Below are 14158 nucleotides of genomic sequence, written 5' to 3'. Positions count from 1 at the left end.
GGCTCGTCAAGCGCAACCTTAGCACGCGTCAATCTGGCATCCGGATCGCGCCGGCCGCGATTGATGCCCTGCAACATGAAGCAAGCATTCCAGCCAATTCAGGGCCGGTCGACAAAAATCTGACGAAGCTTCGCTTTTGAGCAAACGGCTCTTCTCTTTTGGGCAAGTCAGCGCGCTTCGAGAGGACTACGACTGGGGTACCAAAATGGAAGAAGTGGGGCCGTTTCGGCGGAAACCCTTGAGCTCTTGAACCTGGGAGGAAATCCACGATGCGCAAGATGCTTTACGCGACCGGCCTTGGGGCAATGGCGGTATTTGCCGTCGGAGCTGCCAACGCCAATGACGAACTCCACAAGATGTCGCAGAACCCGAAAGACTGGGTGATGCCGGCCGGAGACTACGCCAATCAGCGTTACTCCAAGCTGAATCAGATCAACGCCTCGAACGTCGGAAAGTTGCAGGTCGCCTGGACGTTCTCGACCGGCGTGCTGCGCGGCCACGAGGGCGGCCCGCTGATCATCGGCAACATCATGTACGTCCACACCCCGTTCCCAAACAAGGTCTATGCTCTTGACCTTTCGCAGGACAACAAGATCGTCTGGAAGTACGAACCGAAGCAGGATCCCAACGTCATTCCGGTGATGTGCTGCGACACGGTCAACCGCGGCGTTGCCTATGGCGACGGCAAGATCTTCCTGCACCAGGCCGACACCACGCTGGTGGCGCTCGATGCCAAGACCGGCAAGGTGGAATGGACGGTGAAGAACGGCGATCCCAGCAAGGGCTCGACCGGCACCTCCGCGCCGCTGGTGGTCAAGGACAAGGTGCTGCTCGGCATTTCCGGCGGTGAGTTCGGCGTCCAGGCTCATGTGACCGCTTACGACATCAAGACCGGCAAGCAGGTCTGGCGCGGCTACTCGGAAGGTCCGGATGACCAGCTTCTGGTCGACGACAAGACCACCGAGCTTGGCAAGCCGATCGGCAAGGATTCGAGTCTGAAGACCTGGCAGGGCGATCAATGGAAGATCGGCGGCGGCGCGACCTGGGGCTGGATCTCCTATGATCCCGAACTGAACCTCGTCTATTACGGGTCGGGCAATCCCTCGACCTGGAATCCGAAGCAGCGTCCCGGCGACAACAAGTGGTCGATGACGATCTGGGCGCGTAACCCGGATACCGGCGTTGCCAAGTGGGTCTACCAGATGACGCCCCATGACGAATGGGACTATGACGGCGTCAACGAGATGATCCTCTCGGATCAGTCGATCGATGGCAAGGCGCGCAAGCTGCTGACCCACTTCGACCGTAACGGCCTCGGCTACACCCTCGATCGCACCACCGGCGAACTGCTGGTCGCCGAGAAGTACGATCCGAAGGTGAACTGGACCTCAGGCGTCGACATGAAGAAGGACTCGCCGACCTATGGTCGTCCGAAGGTTCTTGATGCCGCGTCGACCGACAAGGCCGGCGAGGACGTCAACGTCAAGGGCATCTGCCCGGCCGCGCTCGGCTCGAAGGACGAGCAGCCGGCAGCCTACTCGCCGGACACGCAACTGTTCTACGTGCCGACCAACCACGTCTGCATGGACTACGAGCCGTTCAAGGTGAGCTACACCGCAGGTCAGCCCTATGTCGGCGCGACGCTGTCGATGTATCCGCCTCCCGGTGAGACCAACATGGGCAACTTCATCGCCTGGGACGGCAAGACCGGCAAGATCGTGTGGTCGAACAAGGAGCAGTTCTCGGTCTGGTCGGGTGCGCTTGCGACCGCCGGCGGCGTGGTGTTCTACGGCACGCTGGAAGGCTACCTGAAGGCTGTCGATGCCAAGACGGGCAAGGAGCTCTACAAGTTCAAGACCCCGTCCGGCATCATCGGCAACGTCACCACCTATGAGCATGCCGGCAAGCAGTACGTCGCCATTCTGTCGGGTGTTGGCGGTTGGGCAGGCATCGGCCTTGCGGCCGGTCTGACTGATCCGACGGCCGGTCTCGGCGCAGTTGGCGGCTATGCCGCGCTGAGCAACTACACCGCGCTCGGCGGAACGCTCACCGTGTTCTCGCTGCCGCAGCAGTGAGCTGAGCAACCTCGTTCCGGCGCATGGGGCGATCTCCATGCGCCGGTCCGTCTTCAATCTGCACGCGAGGATATGCTTTTGCGTAAGATCTGGTTTGTGAGTGCTGCGATCTTTGTCGTGGCAATGGGTGGAGTTGCCTCCGCCGAGGACGCTGGCGACCCGACCGCCGTCAAGTCCGAGGACGGCAAGTATCTCGACAAGGATGGAAACCCGACGTTCAAGGTCGCGCCCGACGGCACGACGGACTGGTACACCTACTCCGGCTACCGCCGCTATCATTCGGAGTGCCATGTCTGCCACGGTCCCGACGGAATGGGATCGACCTACGCTCCGGCGCTGGCGAATTCGCTGAAGACCATGACCTATCCGGATTTCATGGGCGTGGTCGCGAGCGGGCGCAAGAACGTCTCGACGGCGCAGGAAAACGTGATGCCGGCATTCGGCGATAACCCGAACGTTGCCTGCTACATGGACGACCTCTATGTCTACCTGCGCGCCCGCGCCAATGATGCGGTTGGGCGTGTTCGGCCGGCCAAGCACGAAGACAAGTCGGAAGCCTATGGAAAGGCGGAAGACGCCTGCATGGGTCACAACGACAAGAAGTGAGCGTGTCCGGCGCGAATGAGAAACCTGTTTGATGTTTTGTGGAGACCAAGATGAAGACCCGCGCCGCAGTCGCATTTGAAGCAAAGAAGCCGCTTGAGATCGTCGAACTCGATCTGGAGGGCCCCAAGGCCGGCGAGGTCCTGGTCGAGATCAAGGCGACGGGCATCTGTCACACCGATGCCTACACGCTCGACGGTTTCGACAGCGAGGGCATCTTTCCCTCGATCCTCGGGCACGAAGGTGCTGGCATCGTTCGCGAGGTCGGCGCCGGCGTGACGTCGGTCAAGCCGGGCGATCATGTGATCCCGCTCTACACGCCGGAATGCCGGCAGTGCAAAAGCTGCCTGAGCCAGAAGACCAATCTCTGCACCGCGATCCGCGCCACCCAGGGCAAGGGCGTGATGCCCGACGGCACCTCGCGGTTCAGCTACAAGGGCAAGACGGTCTTCCACTATATGGGCTGCTCGACCTTCTCGAACTTCACCGTGTTGCCCGAGATCGCGGTGGCCAAGATTCGCGAGGACGCGCCGTTCGACAAGAGCTGCTACATCGGCTGCGGCGTCACCACCGGTGTCGGCGCGGTCGTCAACACCGCCAAGGTGACGCCGGGCTCCAACGTGGTCGTGTTCGGCCTCGGCGGCATCGGCCTCAACGTGATCCAGGGCGCCAAGATGGTTGGCGCCGACAAGATCATCGGCGTCGACATCAATGACTCCAAGGAGGCTTGGGGCAAACAGTTCGGCATGACGCATTTCGTCAACCCGACCAAGGTGTCGGGCGACATCGTGCAGCACCTTGTCGGGCTCACCGATGGTGGCGCCGACTACACCTTCGACTGCACCGGCAACACCAACGTGATGCGGCAGGCACTGGAAGCCTGCCATCGCGGCTGGGGTGTCTCGGTGGTGATCGGCGTCGCGGAGTCCGGCAAGGAGATCGCGACCCGGCCGTTCCAGCTCGTCACCGGACGGGTCTGGAAGGGCACCGCCTTCGGCGGCGCGCGCGGCCGCACCGATGTGCCGAAGATCGTCGACTGGTACATGGGCGGAAAGATCCAGATCGATCCGATGATCACCCACGTGCTGAAACTCGACGAGATCAACAAGGGCTTCGACCTGATGCACGAGGGAAAATCGATCCGTTCGGTCGTCGTATTCTGAAATCAAAACACCAAGCACTAGGAGGATAGGTCAATGACTGTTCATATCCACCCGTCGGTCGACAATGGCGTCAAGCAAGGCTCCGGCAGCTTTGCCGGCGGCACGCTGGTCTGCAAATGCGCGGACAAGCCGGTCAAGGTCGGAATCAAGGGCGACGTCGCCCACAACCATGCCTGCGGCTGCACCAAGTGCTGGAAGCCTTCGGGCGCCACCTTCTCGGTGGTCGCGGTGGTCCCGCGCGAGAACGTCACTGTGCTGGAGAACGGCGACAAGCTGAAGATCGTCGATGCGGCGGCAGTGATCCAGCGCCATGCCTGCACCGGATGCGGCACCCATATGTACGGCCGGATCGAGAACAAGGGCCATCCGTTCTATGGCCTCGACTTCATCCATCCCGAGCTGTTCCAGGAGTCCGGCTCGGCTGCGCCCGGATTTGCCGCCTTCGTGTCGTCGGTGATCGAGTCCGGCGTCAAGCCGTCGGATATGGCCGGGATCAGGTCACGGCTCAAGGAGCTTGGGCTCGAGCCCTATGATTGCCTGTCGCCGCCACTGATGGATGCGATCGCCACCCACGTGGCGAAGTCCAAGGCGGCCTGACGACGGCACCGTGACAAAGGCGGCCTGACCGGCTCGCCTTGACGAGATCCTGCGCCGGCAGAGGATCTGCCGGCGAGGGATATGCTGGTAGTACCCGTGACCTTGAACCTTGCATGCCCTGCGGACGACCACAGGGCATGCATTTTATTTTCCGCCTTGCGCTCGTCCTTTCCCCGATCCTGCTGCTTTCGCCGGCCCGCGCCGCGTCGCCGGAGGACCGCTATATCGCCGCGCGTGACGCCGCGATCGCCAAATTCGCCAAGCTGTCGAACGACAACAAGATCAATGAGGCCGTCGACAAGGCTGAGGCGGCCGCGCGCGACGAACTGAAGGGGCAGCTGACGGCCATCCTGTCCCAGCCCGCCCGGCCAGGCTTTGCTCCCGCCCAGCTCAACCTCGACACTCTATATAAGGGCGATATGGGGTTCGGCATGCTGGACGGCCTGCGCTTCGATGCTGACACCGGCAGGGACGGGGTAAAGATCGGAGAAAAGCGTGCCGACGGCAGCTTCGTCGAGCCGAAAGCCCATATCATCGTCACCACCGAGCCTCTGTTCACGCGCTGGCTGTACGAACACAAGACGTGGTGGGACAAGGGCAGCAAGAACGTGCCGCAGCAGGTCGATGCTGCGCTGAAGTTCGAGGGCCTCTACACCCAGGCGATCTCGACCGATGCCGCGGTGGTCAATTTCGACGAGCTGCCGATCGCCAAGCCGGAGTCCGTCACGCTGGCTTACGGCTTCCTGGCCGGCCGCACCCAGGATTCGTTCCCCGACAAGGCCGACGAGGTGTTCGTGGCGGCGCTCGCCGGCGGCAAGATGTATGTCGCCTATGGCGAGATCGAGCCGGTCGTGCATGTGCCGGCCTGCACCGCGATCCGCACCGACTACGACAAGAAGGCCGACGCAGCGGCCGAGAAGCTCGAGAGCAAGCAGATCACGAGGCAGGCCTATGACAAGCTCGGCGACCTGCGCCAGCAGGGCGAGGATGCGTTCAAGCGCTGCTTCACCGAGCGCGCGCCGCAACAGCCGGCCTTCGCCGCGGCCACCAAGCAGGCCCAGGCGCTGCTCGACGCGGCGATCGGCAAATAGCTCAGCGAGCTATTCCCACTCGCCGAGCAGCCATAACGCCCACGTCACCTGCATGATCGGCCAGGCAGCAAATACGGCACTCAACAGCCAATTGGGCAGCGCCTTCCGACGTCGGCGCACGTTCACGAGGGAGGATACCCCAAATGGAACCAGAAGAAATGTCGGTGCGAAAAGCACGCCATAGGAGATGACGAGCGACGCGTGACCGGTAACGCCTGTCTCCAGGATGGATTGCAGCACGAAGAAGGTGACGAGGAGCACGGGCGCAAACAGGGCGGACGGTGACGGCCGGTGAAAACTCGGTCGAATCGATTCCGGGTTTTTTCACCCATCTCCTGATCATGATCCAGGCGGACAAGAATGCGATGACCAGCGGCAATCCCAACTTCAACACCGCATCTTGCCTGTCATGTATGCTGATCAGATAGCTTGCCACCGCGCGCTCCATCTCCTGCGACACCAGCGCTTCGATCGCGTTTGATGTCGATCCATCGCGGCTGCTGTCTTAGCAAGATCGCGGTGCCGATAATGGATACTGTCGTGCAGACTTCGCGGTTTGTCGTGCAGGCGAGGTTTGCGGCGCGGGGTTTGATCGGCGACCCGCGCCAGCCTATCTTTCCCTGAAAGTTCAGCACCCCGGGGAGACGCCATGACCGCCATCAGCCCGTTCCGCATCGCCGTCAGCGACGATGTCCTCGAGGATCTGCGCGGCCGGCTGCGCCGGACCCGCTGGCCGGAAGCCGAGCTGGTTGACGACTGGAGCCAGGGCGCGCCGCTGCGCTGGATCAAGGACATCTGCCACTATTGGGCCGAGACCTATGACTGGCGGCAGCGCGAAGCGCGGCTCAACCGCTTCAGCCAGTTCACCACCGAAATCGACGGGCTCGACATCCATTTCATCCATGTCCGCTCGAAACATCCGGAGGCGCGGCCCTTGATCATCACCCATGGCTGGCCGGGATCGGTGGTCGAATTCCACAAGGTGATCGAGCCGCTGACCGATCCGACCGCGCATGGTGGCGTTGCTGCTGATGCCTTCCACGTGGTGTGCCCGTCATTGCCGGGCTTCGGCTTCTCGGCCAAGCCGGCCGCGACCGGCTGGGGCGTCGACCGGATTGCCAAGGCTTGGGCCATCCTGATGCAGCGGCTCGGCTATGCGAGCTATTTCGCGCAAGGCGGCGACTGGGGCTCCACGGTCACGACTGCGATCGGCGGGCAGGATGCTGCACATTGCGCCGGCATTCACATCACGCTTGCGATGTCGACCCGGCCCAATGTCGAGGGGCAGCCGACGCCGGAGGAGACGAGGGCGCTCAACGGCATCAAATATTATGCCGACTGGGATTCCGGCTATTCCAAGCAGCAGTCCACGCGGCCGCAGACGCTCGGCTATGGCCTGACGGATTCGCCCAGCGGGCAGGCGGCCTGGATTCTCGAAAAGTTCTGGGCCTGGACCGATTGCGACGGCCATCCGGAAAACATCCTCAGCCGCGACGAACTGCTCGACAACGTCATGCTGTACTGGGTCACCGCGACGGCCGCGTCGTCGGCGCGGCTCTATTGGGAAAGTTTTGGGCCGGGCAAGCGAACCCCGCACAAGGTGAGCGTGCCGACCGGCGTTGCCGCGTTCCCCAAGGAGATCGTCACTCCGGTCCGCAAATGGATGGAGACGAACTTCAGCAACATCCAGCACTGGAGCGAGATGCCGAAAGGCGGACATTTCTCGGCATTCGAGCAGCCCGAGCTGTTCATCGGCGAGGTGCGCGAATTCTTCGGCAAGCTGCGCTGAAGCATGATCCGGAAAAGTGCGAAGCGGTTTTCCGAACAGATCATGCTCAAGCAAGCTGCGGCACGCCTCGAGACCGCTGTAACCATCCGCTCTCGATCGCCTCAGCCTCCCGATCAAGGCCCTGGCGAAACCTCCAGGTAAGCATGGTGTCAACGACGCAACCCACCAGGGTCGGGAGCGCGTATGTTGGTCTGAAGCGGTTTGTGACAGAATGCGCCGTGCAACGGAGGACGTCGGCGTGCTGCTTGATCCCCGCCACGGCGACTTTGAGGACAATGCCGCCAGCCCGGAACAGCGTTCGTTGTTGGCGATCGTGGGTAGCCTTCTGGTTGAGATAAGCCCGGCGAAACTGTTGTTCGCCTGGACGATTTCGCTTCTGCTCCCGGGCGTGCTGCTCGGCCTTGCGCCACTGGTCGCGTCCGCCTGGATTTCGAGTCTTTCGCAGCACGCTCTTGCCCTGTCCGAAGTGGGCGCCGTGCTGGCGCTGGTTATGATCGCGGCGTTGGGATGGCTCGGTGGGCGACCGCTGTTACAAGTCGCGGAAACAAGCTTCTGGTCACTGAACGCGCTCGCGGTCCAACCGAGTTATGCCTTCACACGCGAGGCGCTGGGCCACCTGGCGGAGCTGCTCTGGCGCGCCGGCGCAACTCCTGCCTCTCGCACGAGGCTGCGGCGCAGGTGCTCGGTCGGCGCCGGCATACTGCTCTCTGTGGGCGCGGCATCGATCGCGGCCCTGGCCTGGCCTGCTTCGCAATGGACCGCGACCATCAATGACCTGGTTCTGATCCATCGTCTTGTGCTGCCGACCTTCGCGAACGCCGTGGTGCTGGTGTCCTGCTATCTTGCGGTCGCATCACTGGCCTGGAGCGTGGCCGACGCCAGTATGGAACAACCGGCCGACCTGGCCGGATTCGACGCGGCGCCGTCCGGAGGCCGCTGCTGGCGCGTTGCGCATCTGTCCGATCTTCACGTGGTCGGCGAGCGATACGGCTTCCGCATCGAAAGCGGGACCGCCGGTCCCCGGGGAAACGAACGCTTCAATCGCGTGCTGGCTCGCCTTGCCGAAATTCACACCGTTGATCCGCTCGACCATGTGCTGATCAGCGGCGATATGACGGACGCCGGCCGGCCTGGCGAATGGGCGGAATTTCTCGATGCATTGGCAAGTCATCCCGAGCTCGCAGCACGCATCATCATGCTTCCGGGCAATCATGATGTTAACGTCGTGGATCGTGCCAATCCCGCGCGCCTCGACTTGCCGTTCAGCCCAGGCAAGCGGCTCCGGCAGATGCGTACCCTGTCGGCGATCGCGGCCGTCCAGGGCGATCGCGTGCGCGTCATCGACGGTTACGGCAAACCGTCGGCTACGCTGAACCAGGCGCTGGCCCCTTATCATGATCGGATAACACTATTTGCGCAGCACGGGGGCGTGCGCCGCGCGGCGGCGCTCCGCGGCCTGTTCGATGATCAATTCCCAATGATCCTGCCGCCGGACCAGGACGGTGGCCTCGGGATCGCCATTCTCAACTCCAACGCCGAAACCCACTTCTCCTTCACCAACGCGCTCGGTTTGGTTTCGGAAGCGCAAACACGGCGGTTGGAGGCTGCGATCCGTCATTTCCCAACGGCATGCTGGACCATCGCACTCCATCATCACTTGATGGAATATCCCATGCCGGTGAAGACATTTGCCGAGCGCATTGGGACGGCCTTGATCAACGGCAGTTGGTTTGTACGCAGGTTGCAAAGATTTTCCGATCGCTCGGTGGTGATGCACGGTCACCGGCATATCGATTGGATCGGTACGTGTGGTGCGTCGAAGGTCGTCTCGGCCCCGTCGCCGGTGATGGGGGCCGACGATGCAGTCAGCTATTTCTATATCCACAGAATGATGGTCGGCCCGGACCGGAAGCTCTGCCTCGCCGAGCCCGAGCGGGTCGAGTTTGCCAGAAGCTAGGACCCTTCCGGCTTATCTTCGTGCGATCCGCCGAACAGATCAGCGATCCAGGCGGCCGACGGACTCTCGGCACAGAACGTCAGAATAGCGAGCGTGATCGGCACGCCGATGAAGGTCCCGAACAGGCCCCAAAGCGAGCTCCAGAAGAAGATCGCAAACAGCACCAGGAACGGCGAGATCGACAATGTCGAGCCGGCCACCCGCGGTTCGATATAGCTGCCTACCACGAACTGGATGACATTGAGACAGGCGAACACACCAAACACCGCGGGCCAGCTCTCGAACTGCGTCATGGCCAGCAGCGTGGGGAACAGCGTCGCGATGAAAGGGCCGACGAAAGGAATGTAGTTGAGGACAAAGGCGATCACGCCCCATTCGAATGCGAATGGCAGTCCGGTCACGGCGGCGAACAGGCCGACCAAGAGACCCGTGACCGCGCTCATCTGCGTCCGCACCAGCATATATTTGCGAAACTTGGCGGCCGTCGCTTTGCTGCCCTTGAGCAGGACGCGCGCAGCGGTGCGATTCTCCAACCGCTGGATTCGTCGACCAGCTCCTTCGACCTCGAGAAGTCCCAGCACGACATAGACCAGCGCGACGAGCCAGAAACTCAACGTGGTATTGACGCGGCCGGTGACGTATTGCGTGGTGCGCAGCAGCCAGCCGACATTAAAATGCTCCGCCCAAAGGCCGGCGAACGAGACGCCATGGCCGTCGAGCCAGATCACCGCGGTATCGTAGAAGGCTTGATACCGCGCCGCATCTGTAATCAATGATCGCCCGACGCGACCGAACCCCCACGCCGCCAGCGAGGCAAATGCGACGCAGGTTGCGGTCGTAACGACGACGGTAACCGCGAGCGCGAGGAGTTTCGGAATCCACGACTGGAGCCGTTGCTGAACGGGCCAGACGATCGCGATGATGAACAGGGCGGCCGCAAGCGGGGCGAGCACGCTGCGCGCCTGAGCCACCGCCGCAATGAGCAGCACCGCGGCGATGATGCCGGTCGTGATCTTCAACCCGCCCGCCATCCTTGAATTGTCCGACCTCCGTGAACGCAGAGATTGTCAGTCTGTCTCGTAGCGCGACAAGACCGGAAAGGGACTTGCGGCGCAGCTACAGCAATCCTCGATAGATTCCCGGCGCGGAGCCTTCGATGGCTACGGCGCCGACGGCCTTCGAATAGAATTCTGCCGGCCCGACGCCGCCGATGATGGCATAGCCAAAGCCCTGGTGTTTCATGTCCTCGAGGCAGGCGAACAGCAGCGCCTTGCCGATTCCGCCCTGCTGCGCCTTCGGCGCAACACCGGTCGGGCCGAAGAAGTTGCGACATGCCGCGTCGTGGCAGGCAAATCCCACGATCTTCTTTTGCTGGATCGCGATGAAGCAGGAAACCGGTTGGCGGCTGAATGCGACCTCGGCTTCGCTGGCCCACGCCTCGCTGAATGTCTCCCGCACCCAGGCCACGACCTTGTGCTTTTCAGGCGCGAGCGCGCGGCGCATCGCAATTCCGGCCTTGAGCAATCGATCATAGGCGGGCCGGGAATCGGGCAGGGCGTAGAGCTTGACGAGCATGTCCATCCGGCGAGCTTAGTTGAAAACGCGTCCCGCGGGCAAATCACGGGAGCAAGGTGACGGCGCCGGACTACCATTTGCGTTGTCGCTTGTTCGCGGTCGTCCTGACTTCACGTGCAATTGCCCAGAAATACCCGCTGCAGAATGCAACAATCGCGACAATTACACCGGCAGCGATCAGCTCTTGCATATCAGCGGTTCTCCAAGTATTCGTACCTCGAGTACGTGGGAATTATACCCACAAATATGCCGACGAAAAGGCAGGTCGGTTTCGGGACGTAACGTGGCGGAGCGAATGCAATGGTGACGGTCAGCGCAGCAGACAGGCGTTTTCGGGCGATCGTCGTTCTCGTCGTCATGGCCGGCGTCGGTGCGGCGCAAGCCGCCCGAACTCCCGATGTGTCGGATGCCAGTGGGAGCACCGCCTCCATGCCGATCGACACACGGAGCCAGACGTCCGCGATGGATGGCGTGGTCCGCGCCGTCCAGCTTCCCAAGGGCGCTTCCGCGATCAGCGAGACCTACGGAGACTGGATCGTCAAATGCCAGCTCGACGGCGGGGCCAAGCTGTGTACCCTCGGGCAGACACAGCTCGCCAAGGAAACCAATCAGCAAATCTTCGCCATCGAACTGATTCCCAGGGACGGAAAGGCCGAAGGCAACATATTGATGCCGTTCGGGCTGAAGTTCGACGCTGGCGCCGTCCTCAGGCTGGACGGCAAGGATCTGGAGCAGACGCGCTTTTCCACCTGCACGGCGCAAGGCTGCCTGCTGCCGGTATCCTTTCCCACGGTCGTGACCGACACCATCAGCAGGGCCAAAACGCTCACCGTTGCCGCCCAGAACATCAGCAACGGGCAGGCGGTCGTCTTTAACGTCCCTCTCAACGGCTTCGCCGCGGCGCTGGAGCGCACCATTCAACTCGGAAGCTGACACGCGCAGGTCTCGCGCTGCGAGGCCGCGGGGCCGAACTTCAGTCGCGCGGCGGGTGCAGGGTGGGCGCTATGCGGCGACCCGATCGCGACGGCTGGCGGCAGCACTCCGGGCCTCCATCGCCTTGACCGAGTTTTCGAACGCTTTCTCCAAGACGCCTCTGCCGACGGTGCGGAGCACGAGACCGACGATCCATCCCTTCAGGTTCTTGCCGTCGCGCACCACGACCACGTCGATGTCGGTGCTGCCATCGGGTCGGCGCGTGAAGTGGTAGATGTGGCCCGACGCTCCGCCCCACACATTGGAATCGGCCGTTGTCAGGACGACATGGTCGGGATCTGACCAGTCGTAGTGCAGGCGTTCCCAGATGCCGCCCGAGCCTTCCGTCACGTCGGCATGCAGAGGTCCGCGATCATGCACCTTGAGATCGGCGTCGGCACTGTTGGCGAAGAGCTTCGAGCGGCCCGGCCCGAAGTCGGTGAGGCCGGCTACGTACTGCTCGGGCGTCAGGCTCGTCGTGCGATGAAGGCGGATCGTGGACATCTGTGGCTCCTGCACTGGTAATCGAAAGGCACCGGCGGCGTCGGAACTAGTTGGAGAGTGCGCCCGACTTGCGCAGGGTCAGGCTGTCGCCGTTGCGGCTGATCTCCAGTGCGGCCGCCTGGTTCGGCGTCGAGAGCAGGGCACGCTGACCGGGTGACAGCACCGACACGAAGCGGACCGGCGTTCCGGCATCGCCCTGTGCGAGTGTGGTCACGACGCGATATCCATCAGGCTCGACCGTGTAGTAGACGACGCCGGACAGATCGCCGAGATGGATGCTTCGGCCTTCGATTGGTCTGAGCGGGCTTGCGTGCGTGGCTCCCAGTGAGGCCAGGGTGAAGGCGGCGGCGAGAATTGTGCTGCGGATCGACATGAGATCCTCCATTGGCTTGAGGGTGTTGACCTGGGCGGCGGGCGATGGCCCGTCCGCCCCTTGCCGCAAGAGATGGTCAGGCTATGATCATCGATCAAACAGATAGGATCGATAATGGCCATCGATACCGTCAATTTAGGTCGTATCGACTTGAATCTGCTGGTTCATCTCGATGCCCTGCTGACCGAACGGAGCGTGACAAGGGCAGCCGCCTGCGTCGGGATTGGCCAATCCGCGATGAGTCACAACCTTGCCCGCCTGCGCGAGCTGTTCGATGACGAGCTTCTGACGCGAGGGGCTGACGGCATGCGTCTCACCCCGCGTGCAGCAACCCTGCGCGAGCCGGTGCGCACCGCGCTCGCACATGTCGAGGCGGTGGTCCTGCGCGATCAGACCTTCGACCCGGCCACGGCAGTGCGGACGTTCAGGCTCGGACTATCGGACAGTATGGAAATCCTGATCATGCCCGCTCTCCTGGCGCGCATGCGCGAGATCGCACCCGGCGTTCACTTCCGGCTCTACAACGTCGATGCGTCCCGGCTGCTCGATGACCTCGACGCCGACGAGTTGGACCTCGCCGTCGCCCACGGGCCGCTCCCGCAGGGACAATTGCATCACAAGCGGCGCACGCTGCTGACCGAGCGCTTCGTGTGCATGTTCAATGCCGAGAAGACCGGTATCCCGCCGCCGATCTCGCTTGAGGATTACGTGCGGCTTCCGCATGTGCTGACCAGCCTGCGGCCGGCGCGCAGCGTGCGCGGAATTGTGGACGAAGCGCTCGACAAGCTGGGACTGCAGCGTACCGTTGCGTTGACCACGCCGCGCTTCCTTACCGTCCCGCATCTGGTGGCGCTTGCGCCCGTTATCGTCACCATGGGAGCGCGCCTGGCCACGCGGTTCTCCGCCGAGCTCGGGCTCAGCCTCAGCCCGCCGCCGGTGGAGCTGAGCGAGATGCCGGTGACGTTGCTGTGGCACGCCTCCTACGATCACGATCCAGCCCATGCCTGGTTGCGAAACCAGGTGGCCCAGCTGGCAGCCGAAATGTGAGGGGCGCGTCTTGGGCGGCGGCGCGTTGGTGCGAATCGTTCGCGCTGTTCGGCGAAGAGGTGATCCCGCAATTGCGGCGGGCGCAGATCAATTGACCTGCGAAAAATCACCCCGACGGCCAAATCGCGCGATCGGCACCCGGCTTTCCTTGCGCCCTCTTCAACGAGAGGGCGAGACGAAGAGCGGAACTCAGACAAATCATGTTGTGAAAATGCGGATGTTTGACTCGCAGGCGACACCACACGCGGCGTCGTCCCGGCGAAGGCCGGGACCCATTACCACGAATGCGAATTGTTGCCCGACGCTGGGGCCACAGTCTGCTCTCAACAACGCAACCCTGTGGTTATGGGTCCCTGTGTCTTGGAAGTCTGTCAGGATGTGGGTGGGCGGGAAGCCGTTGGGTCCTTGGCGC

Annotated in this window: 14 protein-coding genes; 9 read left to right on the top strand and 5 right to left on the bottom strand. The window is 62.6% G+C overall.

Annotated features, from left to right (window positions below; all coding sequences use genetic code 11):
- Positions 1-269 precede the first annotated feature (269 nt).
- The 5 genes from xoxF5 (at position 270) to IF803_RS41115 (ending at position 5529) form a co-directional block, all read left to right on the top strand.
- Positions 270-2075 carry a lanthanide-dependent methanol dehydrogenase XoxF5 gene (xoxF5, locus tag IF803_RS41135; RefSeq protein WP_304496310.1) on the top strand — a complete coding sequence of 602 codons (1806 nt, stop codon included), beginning with the start codon at positions 270-272 and terminating at the stop codon, positions 2073-2075.
- Between the two features lie 123 nt (positions 2076-2198).
- Positions 2199-2681, top strand: coding sequence for a c-type cytochrome, methanol metabolism-related (locus tag IF803_RS41130; RefSeq protein WP_304500346.1), 483 nt, complete (start codon positions 2199-2201; stop codon positions 2679-2681).
- 50 nt (positions 2682-2731) lie between these two features.
- A complete protein-coding gene (locus IF803_RS41125; RefSeq protein WP_026193090.1) occupies positions 2732-3841 on the top strand; it encodes an S-(hydroxymethyl)glutathione dehydrogenase/class III alcohol dehydrogenase in 1110 nt (369 codons plus the stop codon).
- 33 nt (positions 3842-3874) lie between these two features.
- On the top strand, positions 3875-4438 hold the full coding sequence (gfa, locus tag IF803_RS41120) for an S-(hydroxymethyl)glutathione synthase (protein WP_018272871.1): 564 nt from the start codon (positions 3875-3877) through the stop codon (positions 4436-4438).
- 137 nt (positions 4439-4575) lie between these two features.
- Positions 4576-5529: a hypothetical protein gene (locus IF803_RS41115; protein WP_461196020.1), complete on the top strand. Its 954-nt coding sequence runs from the start codon at positions 4576-4578 to the stop codon at positions 5527-5529.
- A 9-nt stretch (positions 5530-5538) separates the two neighbouring features.
- Here the strand turns inward: IF803_RS41115 and IF803_RS41110 are convergent, their stop codons facing one another.
- Entirely contained in the window at positions 5539-5790 is a 252-nt protein-coding gene (locus IF803_RS41110) for a hypothetical protein (RefSeq protein ID WP_461196019.1), read from the bottom strand.
- Positions 5791-6178: 388 nt separating this feature from the next.
- On the opposite strand from IF803_RS41110, the gene IF803_RS41105 reads away from it, so the two are divergent.
- Complete coding sequence (locus tag IF803_RS41105) at positions 6179-7318, top strand: epoxide hydrolase family protein (protein ID WP_461196018.1); 1140 nt, start codon at positions 6179-6181, stop codon at positions 7316-7318.
- Between the two features lie 238 nt (positions 7319-7556).
- A complete protein-coding gene (locus IF803_RS41100; protein ID WP_461196017.1) occupies positions 7557-9275 on the top strand; it encodes a metallophosphoesterase family protein in 1719 nt (572 codons plus the stop codon).
- Here IF803_RS41100 and IF803_RS41095 read toward each other — a convergent pair.
- Together IF803_RS41095 and IF803_RS41090 are read right to left on the bottom strand one after the other, a co-directional pair.
- A complete protein-coding gene (locus IF803_RS41095) occupies positions 9272-10306 on the bottom strand; it encodes an AI-2E family transporter (RefSeq protein ID WP_461196016.1) in 1035 nt (344 codons plus the stop codon). The genes IF803_RS41100 and IF803_RS41095 overlap by 4 nt on opposite strands.
- 85 nt (positions 10307-10391) lie before the next feature.
- Positions 10392-10856, bottom strand: a complete 465-nt coding sequence (locus IF803_RS41090) for a GNAT family N-acetyltransferase (RefSeq protein ID WP_069275393.1) — start codon at positions 10854-10856, stop codon at positions 10392-10394.
- 294 nt (positions 10857-11150) lie between these two features.
- Here IF803_RS41090 and IF803_RS41085 point away from each other — a divergent pair, with 294 nt between their 5' ends.
- Complete coding sequence (locus tag IF803_RS41085; protein WP_304496304.1) at positions 11151-11783, top strand: invasion associated locus B family protein; 633 nt, start codon at positions 11151-11153, stop codon at positions 11781-11783.
- A 69-nt stretch (positions 11784-11852) separates the two neighbouring features.
- Here the strand turns inward: IF803_RS41085 and IF803_RS41080 are convergent, their stop codons facing one another.
- Both IF803_RS41080 and IF803_RS41075 read right to left on the bottom strand, forming a co-directional pair.
- Positions 11853-12326, bottom strand: a complete 474-nt coding sequence (locus IF803_RS41080) for a hypothetical protein (protein ID WP_304496303.1) — start codon at positions 12324-12326, stop codon at positions 11853-11855.
- 46 nt (positions 12327-12372) lie between these two features.
- Positions 12373-12699 (bottom strand): hypothetical protein, encoded by a 327-nt coding sequence (locus IF803_RS41075; RefSeq protein ID WP_304496302.1) that lies wholly within the window; start codon positions 12697-12699, stop codon positions 12373-12375.
- A gap of 114 nt (positions 12700-12813) precedes the next feature.
- Between IF803_RS41075 and IF803_RS41070 the strand changes: the two genes are divergently transcribed.
- Positions 12814-13746 (top strand): LysR family transcriptional regulator, encoded by a 933-nt coding sequence (locus IF803_RS41070; protein ID WP_304496301.1) that lies wholly within the window; start codon positions 12814-12816, stop codon positions 13744-13746.
- The last annotated feature ends 412 nt before the right edge of the window (positions 13747-14158 follow it).

This window comes from Bradyrhizobium sp. UFLA06-06, from assembly GCF_054820065.1.
Note: the sequence above shows the minus strand (reverse complement) of the source record. Positions and strands in the feature narration are given on the sequence as shown.

Excerpts from the sequence above, each read along its gene's own strand:
- xoxF5 (WP_304496310.1), top strand. The coding sequence starts at position 270 with ATGCGCAAGATGCTTTACGCGACCGGCCTTGGGGCAATGGCGGTATTT.
- IF803_RS41130 (WP_304500346.1), top strand. The coding sequence starts at position 2,199 with ATGGGTGGAGTTGCCTCCGCCGAGGACGCTGGCGACCCGACCGCCGTC.
- IF803_RS41125 (WP_026193090.1), top strand. The coding sequence starts at position 2,732 with ATGAAGACCCGCGCCGCAGTCGCATTTGAAGCAAAGAAGCCGCTTGAG.
- gfa (WP_018272871.1), top strand. The coding sequence starts at position 3,875 with ATGACTGTTCATATCCACCCGTCGGTCGACAATGGCGTCAAGCAAGGC.
- IF803_RS41115 (WP_461196020.1), top strand. The coding sequence starts at position 4,576 with ATGCATTTTATTTTCCGCCTTGCGCTCGTCCTTTCCCCGATCCTGCTG.
- IF803_RS41105 (WP_461196018.1), top strand. The coding sequence starts at position 6,179 with ATGACCGCCATCAGCCCGTTCCGCATCGCCGTCAGCGACGATGTCCTC.
- IF803_RS41095 (WP_461196016.1), bottom strand. The coding sequence starts at position 10,306 with ATGGCGGGCGGGTTGAAGATCACGACCGGCATCATCGCCGCGGTGCTG.
- IF803_RS41090 (WP_069275393.1), bottom strand. The coding sequence starts at position 10,856 with ATGGACATGCTCGTCAAGCTCTACGCCCTGCCCGATTCCCGGCCCGCC.
- IF803_RS41085 (WP_304496304.1), top strand. The coding sequence starts at position 11,151 with ATGGTGACGGTCAGCGCAGCAGACAGGCGTTTTCGGGCGATCGTCGTT.
- IF803_RS41080 (WP_304496303.1), bottom strand. The coding sequence starts at position 12,326 with ATGTCCACGATCCGCCTTCATCGCACGACGAGCCTGACGCCCGAGCAG.
- IF803_RS41075 (WP_304496302.1), bottom strand. The coding sequence starts at position 12,699 with ATGTCGATCCGCAGCACAATTCTCGCCGCCGCCTTCACCCTGGCCTCA.
- IF803_RS41070 (WP_304496301.1), top strand. The coding sequence starts at position 12,814 with ATGGCCATCGATACCGTCAATTTAGGTCGTATCGACTTGAATCTGCTG.